Source organism: Gallalistipes aquisgranensis (genome assembly GCF_014982715.1).
Lineage (GTDB): Bacteria > Bacteroidota > Bacteroidia > Bacteroidales > Rikenellaceae > Gallalistipes > Gallalistipes aquisgranensis.
Genome location: NZ_JADCJY010000001.1, coordinates 1,859,662 through 1,875,543 on the forward strand (window position 1 = coordinate 1,859,662; position 15,882 = coordinate 1,875,543).

Here is a 15,882-nt window from a genome sequence, read left to right on the forward strand (position 1 = left end):
AAAAAGGATTGCGACCGAATCGCAATCCCTTTTTCCTCTGTCGGCGAACCGTCTACTTCTTGGGCTTGGGCGCGAGCATGATGCTCATACGCTTACCCTCCAGCTTCGGCATCATCTCTACCTTGGCCAGTTCTTCCAGATCGGTCGCAAAGCGCAACAACAGAATCTCTCCCTGCTCCTTGAATACGATCGAACGGCCCCGGAAAAAGACGTACGCCTTCACTTTGGCCCCCTCCTTGAGGAAGTTCTCCGCATGACGGAGCTTGAAATTGTAGTCGTGGTCGTCGGTCTGGGGCCCGAAACGGATCTCCTTCACCACCACCTTCACGGCCTTGGCCTTGATCTCCTTGGCCTTTTTCTTCTGCTGGTACAGGAATTTCTGGTAGTCCACGATCCGGCAGACGGGGGGATCGGCCTTCGGGGAAATTTCGACCAGATCGAGTTCCATCTCGTCGGCCAGCTTGATGGCCTCCCGGATAGGCAGTACGACCGGAGCTTCGATATTCTCACCCACGACCCGAACCTGCGGGGCGGTGATTTCTCCGTTGATACGGTGAGGATTCTCCTTTTCAACCCGGCGGCCCCTCATCGGACCCCTGGAGTTGCCGTTCGTCCTCGGCGGAAATGGTTTTGTTGTGTTTATAGCTTTGTCCTCCTATTTTGGTTAAACAATCTTCTTCCTAACGGATCGCCCTGGCAGCGTCGAGCTCCTGCTGCACCAGACCCTTCACGTAATCGGCGAACGCCTCCCGGGTCATGCTGCCCTTGTCGCCCTCGCCCTGCACGCGCAATGAAACCTGGTCCGCGGCCTCCTCCTTCTCGCCCACGATGAGCAGGAAGGGGATACGCTTGAGTTCGTTGTCACGTATCTTTCTGCCGATCTTCTCGTTGCGGTCGTCGACCTGCGCACGAATATCGTGATTATTCAGGAATTTTGAAACTTTTTCCGCATAATCGTTGAATTTTTCGCTGATCGGCAGCACGACCGCCTGGTCGGGAGCCAGCCACAACGGGAATTTCCCGCCCGTATGCTCCAGCAGCACGGCCACAAAACGCTCCAGCGAACCGAACGGCGCGCGGTGGATCATGATGGGCCGGTGCTCCTTGTCGTCGTTGCCCTTGTAGGTCAGGTCGAACCGCTCCGGCAGGTTGTAGTCCACCTGAATGGTACCCAACTGCCACTTGCGGCCGATGGCATCCTTCACCATAAAGTCCAACTTCGGCCCGTAGAAAGCGGCCTCGCCGTACTCTACCACGGTCTTGAGCCCCTTCTCCTCGGCGGCCTTGATGATCGCGCTTTCGGCCTTCTCCCAGTTCTCGTCCGAACCGATGTACTTCTCCCTGTTATTGGGGTCGCGCAGCGACACCTGGGCGGTATAGTTGTCGAACTTGAGCGTCTTGAAAATGTAAAGAACGATGTCGATCACCTTCTCGAACTCCTCGAGCAGCTGGTCGGGCCGCACGAAGAGGTGGGCGTCGTCCTGCGTGAACCCCCGCACGCGGGTCAGTCCGTGCAGCTCGCCGCTCTGCTCGTAGCGGTACACCGTGCCGAACTCGGCGAAACGCAGCGGCAGGTCGCGGTACGAACGCGGTTTGCTGCGGTAGATTTCGCAGTGGTGCGGGCAGTTCATCGGCTTGAGCAGGAACTCCTCGTTCGGGTCGGGCGTGTGGATCGGCTGGAACGAATCCTGGCCGTATTTGGCATAATGGCCCGAAGTAACATAGAGGTCCTTCATGCCGATGTGCGGCGTGATGACCTGCTGATAGCCGTAGTCCTTCTGCACGTCCTGCAGGAAACGCTGCAACCGTTCGCGGAGCGCGGCTCCCTTGGGCAGCCACAGCGGCAGCCCCTGCCCCACTCTCGGCGAGAAGGTGAACAGTTCAAGTTCCTTGCCAAGTTTGCGGTGGTCCCGCTTTTTGGCCTCCTCCATCATCGCCAGATATTCGTCGAGCATCGACTTCTTGGGGAAGGTGATACCGTAGATACGGGTCAGCATCTTGTTCTTCTCGTTGCCGCGCCAGTAGGCACCGGCCACCGACGTCAACTTGATCGCCTTGATGAGTCCCGTGTTGGGCAGGTGCGGCCCGCGGCACAGGTCGGTGAAGGAACCGTTCGTGTAGAAGGAGATCGTCCCGTCCTCCAGATCGGTGATGAGTTCCACCTTATATTGGTCTCCCTTTTCGGTAAAGGTCTTCAGGGCCTCGGCCTTGGGTACCTCGCGGCGCACCAGAGGCTCCTTGTTGCGGGCCAGTTCGAGCATCTTCTGCTCGATGCGGGGCAGGTCGGCCTCGGTGATGGCCGTGGGAGAGTCTACGTCGTAGTAAAATCCGTTCTCGATGCTGGGGCCGATACCGAACTTGATGCCCGGATAGAGCGACTCGAGCGCTTCGGCCAGCAGGTGCGACGAAGTGTGCCAGAATGTGCGCTTGCCCTCGTCGTCGTCCCATTTGAAAAGTTTGATTTCGGCATCCGTGTCGATCGGCAGGTTCAGGTCCTGCACCTTGCCGTTCACGCCTACCGCCAGCACCTCCTGTGCCAGCCGGGGACTGATGCTCTCGGCGATCTGCATCCCCGTCGTTCCCCCGGCATACTCACGAACGCTGCCGTCGGGAAATGTGATTCTAATCATATCGTTTTGTTTTTATCGTTTTGCTCCCGGGCTTCCACAATTACGAGACGGAATACCCCGGAGACTCGGTTGCATCTAATCGGCCTCCTCGGTCTGCGGCAGGTCGCTCACCGAGACGTCCCGCCCGCCCTTCTCGCGTTCGTAGCGACGCAGCGGGTTCTTCGTAATCCGGGCATAGAGCTGCCGGCTGCGGAAAATGTCCTGCGCCAGATAGATCGCCTCCCGCATCGAGGCGGGATCGGCCGTCCCCTGCCCCGCGATGTCGTACGCCACCCCGTGATCGGGGCTCGTGCGCACGAACGGCAGCGAAGCCGTGAAATTCACTCCCTGCGGCGTGAGCGCCTTGAACGGAGCAAGCCCCTGGTCGTGGTACATGGCCAGCACGGCGTCGTACCGGCGGAACGCACCCGAAGCGAAGAGACCGTCGGCCGCAAAGGGCCCGAAAGCCAGTACGCCCCGGCGGGCCGCCTCCCGGATGGCCGGCCGGATAACGGCCTCCTCCTCGCCGCCCAGCAGACCGCCGTCCCCGGCATGGGGATTGAGCGCCAGCACGGCGATACGCGGTTCGTTGAGCGAGAAATCGGCGATCAGCGAACGCCGCAGCTGCTCCAGCCGGGCCACGATCTTCTCCCCGGTCACTCCTGCACTCACCTCGCTCACGGGGACATGGATGGTCACCAGCCCCACCTTGAGCAGGTCGCTGCACATCATCATGAGCGGTTCGCCGCCCCATGCGGCGGCGAGGAACTCGGTGTGGCCCGTATGGTGGAAATCGTCCCCCTGTACGTTCTCCTTGTTGATCGGTGCCGTCACCAGCACGTCCACCGCACCCTCCTTCACGTCGGCAGCGGCAGCCCGGAGAGCGGCCACGGCAGCCCGTCCGGCTCCGGGTGAGGAAACGCCCGGTTCGATCTTCAGCTCCGGATCGCCGCACTCCACCAGATTCACCCGGCGGGGACGCGTCTCGCGGGCCGAGGAGACCACGGCATAGGCGAAATTCTCCGCCCCTTCGATTCCCTTCCGGTAGTAGGAGAGCGCCTTCGCAGGTCCGTACAGCACGGGGGTGCACATTTCGCACATCAGGGGATTCGACAACGCCTTGATCACGACTTCCGGCCCCACGCCGTTCACGTCGCCCAGCGTAATGCCCACTCTTATTTTCTGTTCGCTCATACTCGTTTCTTCACGTTACAATTTACAAAGATAGCAAAAGATTTCGTTTTACCGCCCGAGCCGACCCGTCTTCCCGGAAAAATATCCCGCAGTGCATCCCGTCCCGCCGTTTTTTGGATACTTCGCGCCGATTCGCTATGTTTGCGGAAAGATCGTCCGCCGCACATGAAACTCTCCAACCTCCGGCCCCAGCGGGGCGTGCTGACCACGGGATTCGTCCTGCTGGCCGCTTTCGGCGTAGCCATCTTCCTGGTGGGACGGACGATCAACCGCATCGCCCTGAAGATGAACCGCACGATCGTGCGCGAGGTGTGCGACAACCATTACGCGGCCCTGCGGGCCGAATTCGAGAAAAGCGCCCGGCCGACCGACATCGTGGCCGGATTTCTCTCCGCCCACCCGCAGTTCACCCGCGAGGAGGCGGCCATCCTGGCCGACGCCCTCCGCCAGTCCGACCCCAAGATCAGCCGTATCTGGCTGCAGGAACTCCCCTCCGGCCGCACCGAAACCTTCGCCCGGGACGAAACCGCCCCGGAGACGGACACCCTTCTCCCCCGGAGCGGAAACGACCTCCGCGACGCTCCGGCCGGGAGCATTTACCGCAGCCGGCCGATTCCGCACCTCTCGTTCGTCCGCACGTTCCGCACGGAAGACGGACGCGCCTACCGATGCGGCACGGACATCGCCCTGTGCGACCTCTACGCCTACCTGACGGTCGAGAGCCTCGCCACCAAAAGTTACGCCGTCGTCTACGAGACCGGCGGCCGGATCGTCTCGCACCCCGACAGCCTGCTGATCGGGACTCCCGCCTCCGGAGAGGCCCTCGGCTTCATCGCCCGGGTGAAGGAGACCCGGGCCGCAGTACGTACCGCGGCCGTCTCCGGCTATCTCGGAATACCCGTGCAGCGGGTCTACTTTCCGCTGGAGATCGAGGGTGAACGGTGGGTCGTGGCGGTGAGCGTTCCCGAAATCAGCGTCAGCGGGGAGATCGACGAATTCCACCGCTACACGGCGGTACTCTCCCTGCTCGCCGTCCTGCTGTTCAGCATCCTGCTCACCCTCTACCAGCGGCGCTGGAAACGGGAGTACGAACTGCGCCGACAGGCGGAAAAAGAGTCGGCCCAGCTTCACCTGCAACAGGTGATCGAACAGATCAACCCCCACTTCCTGTTCAACTCGCTCACCTCGCTCTACGCCCTGATCGCCGACGACGCCCGGCTGGCCCGGGAATTCGTGCTCAAACTCTCGGGCGTGTACCGCTACGTGCTCGAAAAGGGCAGGTCCACCCTCTCGCGCGTGGGCGACGAGCTGGACTTCACCCTCCAGTACTATTTCCTGCAGAAGATACGTTTCGAAAACCAGATCGAGATGACGATCGGGACGGACACCGCCTCCGACGACCTGCTGATCCCCTCGATGAGCCTCCAGACGCTGGTGGAAAATGCCATCAAACACAACAAGATCACTCCGGACAACCCGCTCCGCATCCGGATATACACCCGGGACGACCGGCTGGTGATCGAGAACAACTACACTCCGCGGCGCGACAGCGACCGCAGTTCGCTGGGAATCGGGCTGGAGCGCATCCGCACCATCTACCGTTTCTACTCCGACCAGGAGATCACGGTCAGCACCGAAGGCTCCGTCTTCCGCTGTACGCTCCCCCTCCTCCCCCCGGAAAAGGAGCACAGAAAGTCCGATTCATCCTTCGAATAGAGGCATTCACTCCTTTTCTTTTCGGAAAGAACTTCCGTCCGGCTATTATTGCATTTTGAGAGATAATAGGCTCGAAAAAGATGAAAAGAGGCAATATCATAATCCTGCTGGCGACCGCACTCCTTTTCGGACCGTTCCGGTCGGAGGCCCAGCTGCTGCGACGGACGAAAAAACAGGCGGAAACCTCCGCCGCGGATACCGCGAAGAAAAAGAAAGACGCTTACGCCGACCTGCTCGAAGGGGCGGCGACCGACCGGGGCATGTTCGACGTGCACCGCAAGGGCAACGATTTCTATTTCGAGATTCCCGATTCACTGATGGGCCGCGACATCCTGCTCGTCAACAAGATATCGGGCGTTCCCTACGCCCTGAACGACGCCGGGCTGAACAAAGGCATGGAATATTCCGACAGGATCATCCGTTTCCGCAAGGACACCACTTATAAAAAGGTATGGGTGCTCACGTTCGACCCGCGCATCACCTCGCCCGCCGGCGACTCGATCACCCGTTCGGTACGCGACAACTACCGGGAGTCGGTCATCGAATACTTCCCGATCGAAGCCTACGGGCCCGATTCGGCCTCGGTGGTGGTGAAGGTGAACAAGATCTTCGACGGAAGCGAAAAGAGTTTCAACGACTTCTTCGGGCTGGTGCTCCGCAGCTCCACCCGCAAGGAACTTTCGAAAATCGAATCCATCAGGTCCTTCCCGGCCAACATCATGGTCAAGGCGCTCTACACCACGCTCCACACCGAGGAAGGAGGCAGCATTCCCCTTTCGGTGGACGTGACGACCAACCTCGTCCTGCTGGACAAGGAGCCCATGAAGCCCCGCTTCGCCGACGAACGGGTGGGATTCTTCACCGTGGGACACCTCTATTACAACGACCGCCAGCAGAAAGCCGAGGAACGCGAACTGGTCACCCGCTGGCGGCTCGAACCGCGCCCGGAGGACGTGGAACGCTACAAACGCGGGGAACTGGTCGAACCGGCCAAACCGATCGTGTTCTACATCGACCCGGCCACGCCCCCTGTCTGGGTAGACTACATCAAAAAAGGCGTAGAGGAGTGGCAGGAGGCATTCGAGGCGGCCGGCTTCAGAAACGCCATCGTCGCCCGTGAGGTCGATCCCGAGAGGGACCGGGAGTTCGACATCGACGACATACGCTATTCGGTCATCACCTACGCCGCTTCGGAACTGGCCAACGCCATGGGCCCCTCGGTGGTGGACCCGCGCAGCGGCGAGATCATCGAGGCAGACATCATCTGGTGGCACAACGTGATGAGCGTGCTCCACTCCTGGATTCGGGTGCAGACCGGAGCGGTCGATCCCGACGCCCGGGGCAACGTACTCCCTACGGAACTGATGGGCAACGCCGTCCGTTTCGTCTCGTCCCACGAACTAGGCCACAGCCTCGGCATGAAGCACAACATGGGGGCATCGTACTGCGTGCCCGTCGATTCGCTGCGGTCGAAAAGCTACACCGACACGCACGGCACGGCCAGTTCGATCATGGACTACGCCCGTTTCAACTACGTGGCCCAGCCCGGCGACGGCGTCACCCAGCTGACACCCCGGATCGGAGCCTACGACCGCCACGCCATCCGCTGGGCCTACCGCTGGCTCGACACGGCCACCCCGCACGAGGAACTGCCCACGCTGAACGCATGGCTGCGCGAAGCGGAAGGCGATCCGGAACGGTGGTATGGCGAGCAGTCGCGCGAGGGTATCGACCCCCGCTCCCAGAGCGAGGACCTGAGCGACGACGCCGTGCGGGCCAGCCTGTACGGCATCGCCAACCTCAAGCGGATCGTGCCCCATATCGCGGACTGGACAGCGGAAGAGGGTCGCCTGCATTTCGATGCGGGACGCCTGCTGATGGCCACCGTCTTCCAATGGAGGATGTACGCCGACCATGTCATGACCAATGTGGGCGGCTTCCATATCAACAACGTGGAGACGGAGGACAGCACGGACCGTTACGTACCCGTTCCGGCCGGCTACCAGCAGCGGTGCGTCCGTTATCTGATCGACGAGGTCTTCACCCTGCCCGGATGGCTTTTCAGCGCGAAGATATGGGACAAGAGTTATCCCTACCGCAACTCCCCGCTGGGGCTGATCGAACAGGCTCCCTACAACTTCGCCCGGGAACTCCAGTACGGCGTCTACTACGAGCTGCTGCGCGACGAACGTTTCGTGAGAATGTACGAGGTGGAGGCACGCCGGGGACGCAAAGAGAGCTACACGCCCGAACAGATGCTGTCGGAGATCACCCGCTCCGTATTCGGCAAGCCGGGAACGCTGACCCTTTACGAGCGGATGAGCCAGAAGAACTATGTGGATGCCCTGATCGTCAGCTCGAATATCACGATGGTCAAGACGACCAAGATGGGCAGTACGCTGACCGGAGACGAAAGCGTCTGCGGGCTGATGCACGAATTCCCCGAGATCGGGCCGGAGAGAATGCCGAGACCCGAAGACCTCGCCCTGCCCGTGCCGGAAGAACGGGGCGTGCGCACCTCCCGCTACTACGACGCCATGCTCCGCACCACGGAGACCGCCTCGGCCAAGCGGGGAGAGATGCGGACGCTGCTCGAAACCGTCCGCAGCCGCCTCGGCAGCGGCGACCGGGCCACGCAGAACCACTACAAAGACCTGGAACTGCGATTGAAAGAAGCGCTCAGAATGCTGTAAGAAAACAAGATACCCCGAAGCCGTCGTCCGAAAAAGCGACGGCTTCGCTGCCCCGGAGGGGGCCCTCCGAAAGGTTTCGAATCATAACCGAAACATTATTTTCGACGACGATGCAAAACATATTGAAGTAAAATAGTAATAAATCGACAAAAGAGACATTTCACTAACTAATTACAACGACAATGAGAAGAATACTAACCATTTTGGTTCTGCTCTGCCCGTTGCTGGTTCTCGGCCAGGCCAAAACCCGGGAGCTGACGGGGCAGATTCTCGACAGAACGGACGGCACGCCGCTGGTCGGCGCCACGGTCTTCATCGCCCCGAGCGAAACGCAGGCCCGCGACTACAATCCGCAGGGTACGATCTCGGGAACCGACGGACGGTTCACCTTCACGCTGCCCGAAAGCGTCAGATTCGTCATGGTCAGCTTCATCGGCTATGAAAGCCTGAAGGTGGAGATTACCGGGCAGAAAACGATTACCGTGCGTCTGGCTCCGGAAGAGACCAACATCGACGCCGTGGTGGTGACAGGATACCAGAAAATAGAGAAACGGAAACTCACCTCGTCCATCTCCACGGTGGACATGAGCCAAGTGAAGCAGATCGGCGTCGCCAGCGTGGACCAGCTGCTGGAGGGACAGCTGGCGGGCGTCTTCTCCGCCCCGACTACGGGAGCTCCCGGAGCGGGCAGCGCGGTGAAAATCCGCAGCACCGTCACCCTGAACGGCACCACCGCCCCCCTGTGGGTGCTGGACGGCATGCCGCTGGAAGGGAACGAAATCCCGTCGGACTGGAGTGCGAAGGAGAACATCGACAATCTCTACAACATGTCGATCGCCGGGCTGAACCCCGACGACATCAAGGACATCACCGTGCTGAAAGACGCCGCCGCCACCGCCATCTACGGGGCACGGGCCGCCAACGGCGTCATCATCATCACCACCAAAAAGGGCGAGAAGGGCCAGCGGCTGCGTGTCAACGCCTCGGCCGCCGTATTCGTCTCCACCAAGCCCAACCTCGACAAGCTGGAACTGATGAACGCCTCGGAGAAGGTCGATTTCGAACTGCAACTGGCGACCAACGGCCGGCTCAACTACCGCAAGGCATACGGCGGCGTATCGCGCATCCTCGATGCGACGAAAGGCGAACGCGAAGCACTCGTATCGGGCGGATTCGGCGCGCTGAAACCCGAGACGCAGGCCGCGATCAACGCCCTGCGGGCCGACGGGGCCAACTGGGCGGACGAAATCTACCGGCCGGCCGTGAACCAGCAGTACAGCCTCAACGTGTCGGGCGGAGGAGAGAAGGCCACCTACTATTTCTCCACCGGCTACTACAACGAACAGGGCACCACACGCGGCACGGGCTTCGAACGGTTCAACCTGACCATGAAGACCGACTACGACCTGCTCAAGAACCTTCGTTTCGGCGCCTCGCTCTTCTACGGACAGAACCGCAACAGCTCCTACGTGACCGACGCCGACGCCTTCATCAACCCGGCCCGCTACACCCGGAAAGTGAACCCCTATCTGAACATCTACAATGCGGACGGCACCTACCTCTACGACCCCGACATGACGCTCAGCCAGGGAGACACGGACGACCGGCTCAACTTCAACTACCTGGAGGAGATGGCCAACACCGCCTACGAAATGAAGGTGAAATCGTTCAAATCGGTCTTCGACCTGGAATACAAACCGATCGAAGGGCTGAAGCTCTACACCCAGCTGGGGCTCCAGATCGAAGATTCGGGAACCGAGAAAAGCGCCGACAAGAACTCCTACTACGTGCGCAAATACGCCCAGAACTCCGTGATCGACCATGTGGTTTACCTGCCCGAGGGCGGCGTGATCCAGAACTGGGACACCGACCTGAACCAGTATAACTGGAAGCTCCAGGCCGAGTATTCGAAAACCTTCGCCCGGAAACACGAAATGGACCTGATGGCCGGTCTCGAGATGCGCGGCACGAAAAACACCGCCGTGCACACCAAAGGCTTCGGCTACGATTCCCGTACGCTGGTCACCACCCCGATCGTCTTCCCCGATACGGATGCGGGAAAGGACAAGGCCGAAAACGCCCTGTTCCGCCCCTACCAGAAAACGTTCTACGAGAACCGCTACCTCTCCTATTTCGTGACCGGATCGTACACCTACGACAACCGCTACACCTTCTTCGGAAGCATGCGCTACGACGGCACGAACCTCTTCGGCGTCGATCCCAAGTACAAGTTCAACCCGATGTGGTCGGTGTCCGGCGCATGGAACATGCACAGGGAGTCCTTCATGCGGGGCGTGAAATGGATCGACAACCTCCGTCTGAGGGCCTCCTACGGAGCGCAGGGCAACATCGACCGCACCACGTCGCCCTATATCATCGGCACGTGGAATACGGGTTCGATCCTCGGCACCACCGAAGACCGCATCAACGTCACCGCGCCCCCCAACCAATACCTGCGCTGGGAGACCACCTACTCGTGGAACGCCGCCCTCGATCTGGGCGTGCTGGGCAACCGGCTGAACATGACCTTCGAGGTGTACGGCCGCCGGAGCAAGGACCTCATCACCACCCGGGCCATTCCGCACGAGACGGGCTTCACCACCACCTCCAGCAACTTCGGGGAGATATCGAGCCGGGGCGTGGAGTTCTCGCTCAACAGCGTCAACATCACCAACAAGAATTTCCGCTGGGAGACCCAGCTCAACCTCGCCCACAACACGGACAAGGTGGAGAAGGTATTCTACGACAACCAGAGCTGGACACCCTCCCTGCAGGGACATTCGTCGAGCGCGATTTTCGGGTTCAAAACCGCCGGTCTCGACGAAAACGGCATTCCCATGTTCTGGAAAAACGGACAGAAAGTGAGCCTGCAGGAGTTCGTCGGATTCAAGGTCGATGCCACGGCCGACGTATTCGGAGACGTCTCCTACAACCCCTCCATGAACAATACGCAGGCCGACGTCATATCGGCCCTGAGCTATCTGGGCAACCGGAATCCGAAAATCACGGGCGGTTTCAACAACAAATTCTACTACAAGAATTTCGACCTGTCCGTCTCCTGCAACTTCGTCATCAAGCAGATGGTGACCGAAACCCCCTTCTACGACCCGACCCAGACCAGCCCCGGAGAGAACTATCCCCGAAAGGTGAATCAGATATGGTCGGCCTCGAACCCATCGGGCATCTATCCGGCGCTGACCGGTTCGCTGATGGCCGACGGAAGCAGTTGGAGCAGTTGGGAGAATTACGACGACTACCGGGCCATGTACTACATTCTGGACAACTACCCGATCGCCTTCTTCAGCAACCTCGACATCTGGAACCGGGAGATCAGCTACCTGCGGGTGAACAGCATCCGTCTGGGGTACACGCTGCCCGAATCCGCAGCGAAAAAACTGCATCTCGCCTCGGTGCGTTTCAGCTTCGAAGCCCGCAATCCGCTGGTGATCGCCTCGAACTACTCGGGCTATTTCGATCCGGAGACCTACGGCAACATCTACGCACAGCCGATTCCCCGCATCTACTCGTTCGGAATCAACATTTCGTTCTAACATGCAAACAGAGAGAAACATGAAAAAGACCGTATATACATTGCTGGCGGCCCTTGCGCTGAGCTCCTGCAACTATCTGGACATCGAGCCCGTGGGACAGGTCATTCCCGGCTCGGTGAGCGAATACCGCGCCCTGCTGACCGAAGCCTACGGCACGGCCTATCCCGCCGCCAACTCCCATTCGTACACCTGCCTGCTTTCGGACGAAGTAGGCTCGCTGGACCGCAACTCCTACACGGGTTTCATCACTCCGAGCGACGGAGAGGAAGCCAGTTACAACTTCCGATGGGAATACAGCTCGGGCAACATGCGGGAATATCCGTGGCTCTACTATTACCGCACCATTTTCCTGGCCAACGCCGTGATCGAAGGCATCGGGGATGCGGCCCAGGATACGAACAGCGAGAACAAGGACCAACTGCTCGGCGAGGCCTACGCCCTTCGGGCCTACTGTCATTTCGAGTTGGTCAACCTCTACGGGAAATGGTACGACCCGGCCACGGCCGACACCGACCGGGGCGTTCCCCTCGCCCTGTACAACGACATCGAACAGAGTTACAAACCCGTCTCCGTGGCCCGGGTCTACCGGCAGATTCTGGACGACCTGGAAACGGCCGCAGACCATATGCAAGTCGAAGTGCAGCCCTCCACCGACTACTCCTACCGTTTCTCGAAGAAGGTGCTCACCGCTTTCGAGGCCCGCGTAAGGCTCTACATGGGCCAGTGGCAGGAGGCCTACGACAAGGCCACTTCGCTGCTCGCCTCCTGCCCCCTGCAGGACATGAACGAAACGGAAGCGCAGGAATATGCCGAAGACGAGCGCCTGCCGTGGCTGCCCACCTCGCCCGAAAACATCCTGGCCCTCGACCGTCCTTTCGGCGGGTTCGGCGGAGACATCACCTACGGAGCCGTACTCTCCGACCCGATCCTGGAGAAGTTCGACCGGGACAACGACCGCCGGTGGAAATTCATTTCGGAGAGCTTCGATCTGGAGACTTTCCTGACCGTCTACAAAATCAAACGAAGCATGAATACCCGCACCTCGATCCGTTCGGCCGAAATGTATCTGATTGCCGCCGAGGCGGCCGCCCATCTCGACGGGAAGCTGGACGAAGCCAAAGGCTATCTCTCCTCGCTGCAGGCCAAACGGTTCACGCCGGACGGCGCCGCAGCCAAAGCGGCCGAGGTGGAGGGTCTCGACCAGACCCGCCTGCTGGCCGAGATCGCCGACGAGCGGGCCCGGGAATTCCTGATGGAAGGACACCGCTGGCTCGACCTGCGCCGCACCACCCGTCCGCAGATCACCAAAGAGTACGAGGGGCAGACCTATGTACTGCAAGCCAACGATCCGCGATACACGCTGCCCTACCCGCAGTCGGCCATCGAGAACAATCCCGACCTGAACAACTGATCCCCGGCCGGACAAATCCTGCGGCCACGTTTTTCACCCTTGCACGAATGATTCCGTGCAAGGGTGATTTCATTTCCGCGAACCCGCACGACAGTCCCTCCGCCACTTTTTCCCCACAGGGAAAGCCTGCCGGAGGCTCCGCTCCCCTTTGCAGCAAAACCTCTTACGGGCACCCCGACACCGCTCCCTGCCTTCTCCGCCCGCCCTCTGCCGGAGGGGGGCCGGAATGGCTTGTTTTTCCGGAACGGGAACCGTCCGAACGATTTTTTTCTTACCTTGCGAAGACTAAAGCGGACACAGCATGAAAGCCATCATCGTCGAAGACGAACGACTCTCGATCATCGAACTGCGCAATGCGCTGGCAGAGGTCACGCCCCGCATCGAAGTGGCGGCGGTGGCCCGCAGCGTGGACGAGGCGGCGACCGTGATCCGGGAGACGCCCCACGACCTGATCTTCATGGACGTGCATCTGGGCGACGGCAACAGTTTCGACTTGTTCAAAACCATCGAGATCGACGTGCCGGTCATCTTCATCACGGCCTACGACGACTATGCCCTGAAAGCGTTCCGCAACAAGGGAATCGACTACCTGCTCAAGCCTTTCTGCCGGGAAGACCTCCAGCGGGCGGTGGACAAACTGGGCCTGCTGGCCCCGATTCCCAGCCCGGCACCGGAACCGCCCGCCTACCGGGAACGGTTCATGGTCAGCATCGGATCGAAAATCCGTTCGGTCTCCGTGGGCGAGATCGCCTATTTCATGGCCGACGGCAAATATGTCCACCTGCGGACGACGGACGGCGGCGACTACATCGTGGACCAGACCCTCTCCGCACTGGCCGGAAGCCTCTCCCCCGTCCGGTTTTTCCAGATCAACCGCAAATTCATCGTCAATTTCGACGCCATCCGCGAAATGGTGCGCTACTCCAACAACCGCATCAAAGTGACCCTCTCGCCCGCCCCGCCCGAGGAGGGAGAGTCGATCGTGAGCGCCGACCGCGTACAGGAGTTCCGCCGGTGGCTCAACCGGTGACCCTCCCCTTGCGGACCCGGAGGAATTTCCGTATCTTCGCGGCCTGAAACGACACGTATGGAAAAAGATTACCGCTGGCTCTTCTTCGACCTGGACGGCACGCTGACCGATCCGGGCGAGGGCATCACCCGCTCCGTACAGTACGCCCTGCGCAGTTTCGGCATCGAAGTCGAAGACCGCACCGCGCTCTACCCCTTCATCGGGCCGCCGCTGGCCGATTCGTTCCGGGAATTCTACGGGTTCGGCCGGGAGGATTCGCTGCGGGCCGTGGAGAAATACCACGAATATTTCCGCCGGCAGGGCATCTTCGAAAACAGACTCTACCCCGGCATGGACCGCCTGCTGGAAAACGTATCGGCCCGGGGATACGGAATCGCCATGGCCACTTCGAAACCTGCCGTATTCGCCCGGCGCATCGCGGAACATTTCGGCATCGCCCGCCATTTCGATTTCATCTCCGGAAGCGGACTGGACGGCACCCGCACCCGGAAGGCGGAGGTGATCGGGGAGGCCCTGCGCCGCCTGAAGATCGACGATCCGGCCCGGGCGCTGATGATCGGCGACCGCCGCTTCGACATGGAGGGGGCCGCCGCCCTGGGGCTCGATTCGGCGGCCGTGCTCTACGGCTACGGTACCCCGGAAGAGATCGCCGCCGCACACCCCACCTACACGGCAGGAAGCGTCGCGGAACTGGAACGCCTTCTGTTGGAATGACCCCGCCCTATGCGGGAGAACGGCTCCGGATTACATCCTCCGCCGGAATTCGGAACAGACTATGGCCGTAGCGACCGCCACGTTGAGCGATTCGCTCGAAGGACGTCCGGGCGGATAGGGCGGGATATAGAGCCGCCGGGTCACGGCGGCCGCCACGCCGGGCGTGATGCCGTTGCCCTCGTTGCCCATCGCCACGATTCCGGAAGGGCCCAGACCGGCCCCGTAGATATTCTCCCCGTCGAGGAACGTGCCGTACACCGGTACGCCGGCGCCGGAGAGCACCCGGGGCAGATCGCAGTAGTGCACCCGCACGCGCAGGATGGCCCCCATTGTGGCCTGCACCACCTTCGGATTGAAACAGTCGGCCGTCTGGGGCGAACAAAGCACGTCCCGGATGCCGAACCAGTCGGCCAGCCGCAGAATCGTCCCCAGATTGCCGGGGTCCTGCACGCCGTCCAGCGCCAGCGTCAGCTCCCGCCCCGGAGCATCGGGAAGCCTCCGGCGGGGAATCTCCACCAGCGCCAGCGCCCCCTGGGGCGTTTTCAAATGGCTGATCCGCTCCATTTCGCGGGCCGTCACCCGTTCCGCCTCCACGCCGAACCCTCCGGCCACGGCGGAATCATCCCGCACCAGCAGCCGCCGCACCCGGAAACCCGAACCCGGCAGCTCCGACACCAACTTCTCGCCCTCGGCCACGAACAGGCCCAGTTCCGTCCGCGCCCGCTTGTCGCCCAGCGAGCGAATCATCGCCGCATCCGCTTTCGTTATCATAGTCGTCTTCCGTTTCGGCCCGCGCTCCGCCCCCCCCTCCTGCCGCCGGCCCGGGGCCCGGGGAAATGTTCCCCGGCGGGAGGCATCCGCAGCCCTCTTTATCCGCCGCAAAAATAACATTTTATCTCAAATTCGGGCCGGGGCAGTTGTAAAATCGGAGAGTTATCCGTAACTTTGCAACTCAGATAATCTT

Annotated in this window: 10 protein-coding genes; 6 read left to right on the forward strand and 4 right to left on the reverse strand. The window is 60.9% G+C overall.

Going from position 1 to position 15,882, the window contains the following annotated elements; translation table 11 throughout:
* Positions 1-52: 52 nt before the first annotated feature.
* The 3 genes from infC to pdxA all read right to left on the reverse strand — a co-directional run bounded on the left by infC (position 53) and on the right by pdxA (position 3,803).
* Entirely contained in the window at positions 53-589 is a 537-nt protein-coding gene (infC, locus tag INF32_RS07495) for a translation initiation factor IF-3 (protein WP_226387727.1), read from the reverse strand.
* Between the two features lie 91 nt (positions 590-680).
* Positions 681-2,630 (reverse strand): threonine--tRNA ligase, encoded by a 1,950-nt coding sequence (gene thrS, locus INF32_RS07500; RefSeq protein ID WP_226387728.1) that lies wholly within the window; start codon positions 2,628-2,630, stop codon positions 681-683.
* Positions 2,631-2,705: 75 nt separating this feature from the next.
* Positions 2,706-3,803 carry a 4-hydroxythreonine-4-phosphate dehydrogenase PdxA gene (pdxA, locus tag INF32_RS07505; protein WP_226387729.1) on the reverse strand — a complete coding sequence of 366 codons (1,098 nt, stop codon included), beginning with the start codon at positions 3,801-3,803 and terminating at the stop codon, positions 2,706-2,708.
* A 165-nt stretch (positions 3,804-3,968) separates the two neighbouring features.
* Here pdxA and INF32_RS07510 point away from each other — a divergent pair, with 165 nt between their 5' ends.
* The 6 genes from INF32_RS07510 to INF32_RS07535 all read left to right on the forward strand — a co-directional run bounded on the left by INF32_RS07510 (position 3,969) and on the right by INF32_RS07535 (position 14,918).
* A complete protein-coding gene (locus INF32_RS07510; RefSeq protein ID WP_226387730.1) occupies positions 3,969-5,519 on the forward strand; it encodes a sensor histidine kinase in 1,551 nt (516 codons plus the stop codon).
* 80 nt (positions 5,520-5,599) lie between these two features.
* Entirely contained in the window at positions 5,600-8,212 is a 2,613-nt protein-coding gene (locus INF32_RS07515) for a zinc-dependent metalloprotease (RefSeq protein ID WP_226387731.1), read from the forward strand.
* A gap of 182 nt (positions 8,213-8,394) precedes the next feature.
* Positions 8,395-11,763, forward strand: coding sequence for a SusC/RagA family TonB-linked outer membrane protein (locus tag INF32_RS07520; RefSeq protein ID WP_226387732.1), 3,369 nt, complete (start codon positions 8,395-8,397; stop codon positions 11,761-11,763).
* 19 nt (positions 11,764-11,782) lie between these two features.
* Positions 11,783-13,174, forward strand: a complete 1,392-nt coding sequence (locus INF32_RS07525) for a RagB/SusD family nutrient uptake outer membrane protein (protein WP_226387733.1) — start codon at positions 11,783-11,785, stop codon at positions 13,172-13,174.
* Between the two features lie 301 nt (positions 13,175-13,475).
* A complete protein-coding gene (locus INF32_RS07530; RefSeq protein WP_226387734.1) occupies positions 13,476-14,204 on the forward strand; it encodes a LytR/AlgR family response regulator transcription factor in 729 nt (242 codons plus the stop codon).
* A gap of 57 nt (positions 14,205-14,261) precedes the next feature.
* On the forward strand, positions 14,262-14,918 hold the full coding sequence (locus tag INF32_RS07535; RefSeq protein WP_226387735.1) for an HAD hydrolase-like protein: 657 nt from the start codon (positions 14,262-14,264) through the stop codon (positions 14,916-14,918).
* A gap of 30 nt (positions 14,919-14,948) precedes the next feature.
* On the opposite strand, the gene INF32_RS07540 is transcribed toward INF32_RS07535, so the two are convergent.
* Entirely contained in the window at positions 14,949-15,686 is a 738-nt protein-coding gene (locus INF32_RS07540; protein ID WP_226388125.1) for an RNA methyltransferase, read from the reverse strand.
* Positions 15,687-15,882 lie beyond the last annotated feature (196 nt).

Bases quoted from the DNA above. Each gene is read 5' to 3' on its own strand.
- infC (WP_226387727.1), bottom strand. From the start codon at position 589: ATGAGGGGCCGCCGGGTTGAAAAGGAGAATCCTCACCGTATCAACGGA.
- thrS (WP_226387728.1), bottom strand. From the start codon at position 2,630: ATGATTAGAATCACATTTCCCGACGGCAGCGTTCGTGAGTATGCCGGG.
- pdxA (WP_226387729.1), bottom strand. From the start codon at position 3,803: ATGAGCGAACAGAAAATAAGAGTGGGCATTACGCTGGGCGACGTGAAC.
- INF32_RS07510 (WP_226387730.1), top strand. From the start codon at position 3,969: ATGAAACTCTCCAACCTCCGGCCCCAGCGGGGCGTGCTGACCACGGGA.
- INF32_RS07515 (WP_226387731.1), top strand. From the start codon at position 5,600: ATGAAAAGAGGCAATATCATAATCCTGCTGGCGACCGCACTCCTTTTC.
- INF32_RS07520 (WP_226387732.1), top strand. From the start codon at position 8,395: ATGAGAAGAATACTAACCATTTTGGTTCTGCTCTGCCCGTTGCTGGTT.
- INF32_RS07525 (WP_226387733.1), top strand. From the start codon at position 11,783: ATGAAAAAGACCGTATATACATTGCTGGCGGCCCTTGCGCTGAGCTCC.
- INF32_RS07530 (WP_226387734.1), top strand. From the start codon at position 13,476: ATGAAAGCCATCATCGTCGAAGACGAACGACTCTCGATCATCGAACTG.
- INF32_RS07535 (WP_226387735.1), top strand. From the start codon at position 14,262: ATGGAAAAAGATTACCGCTGGCTCTTCTTCGACCTGGACGGCACGCTG.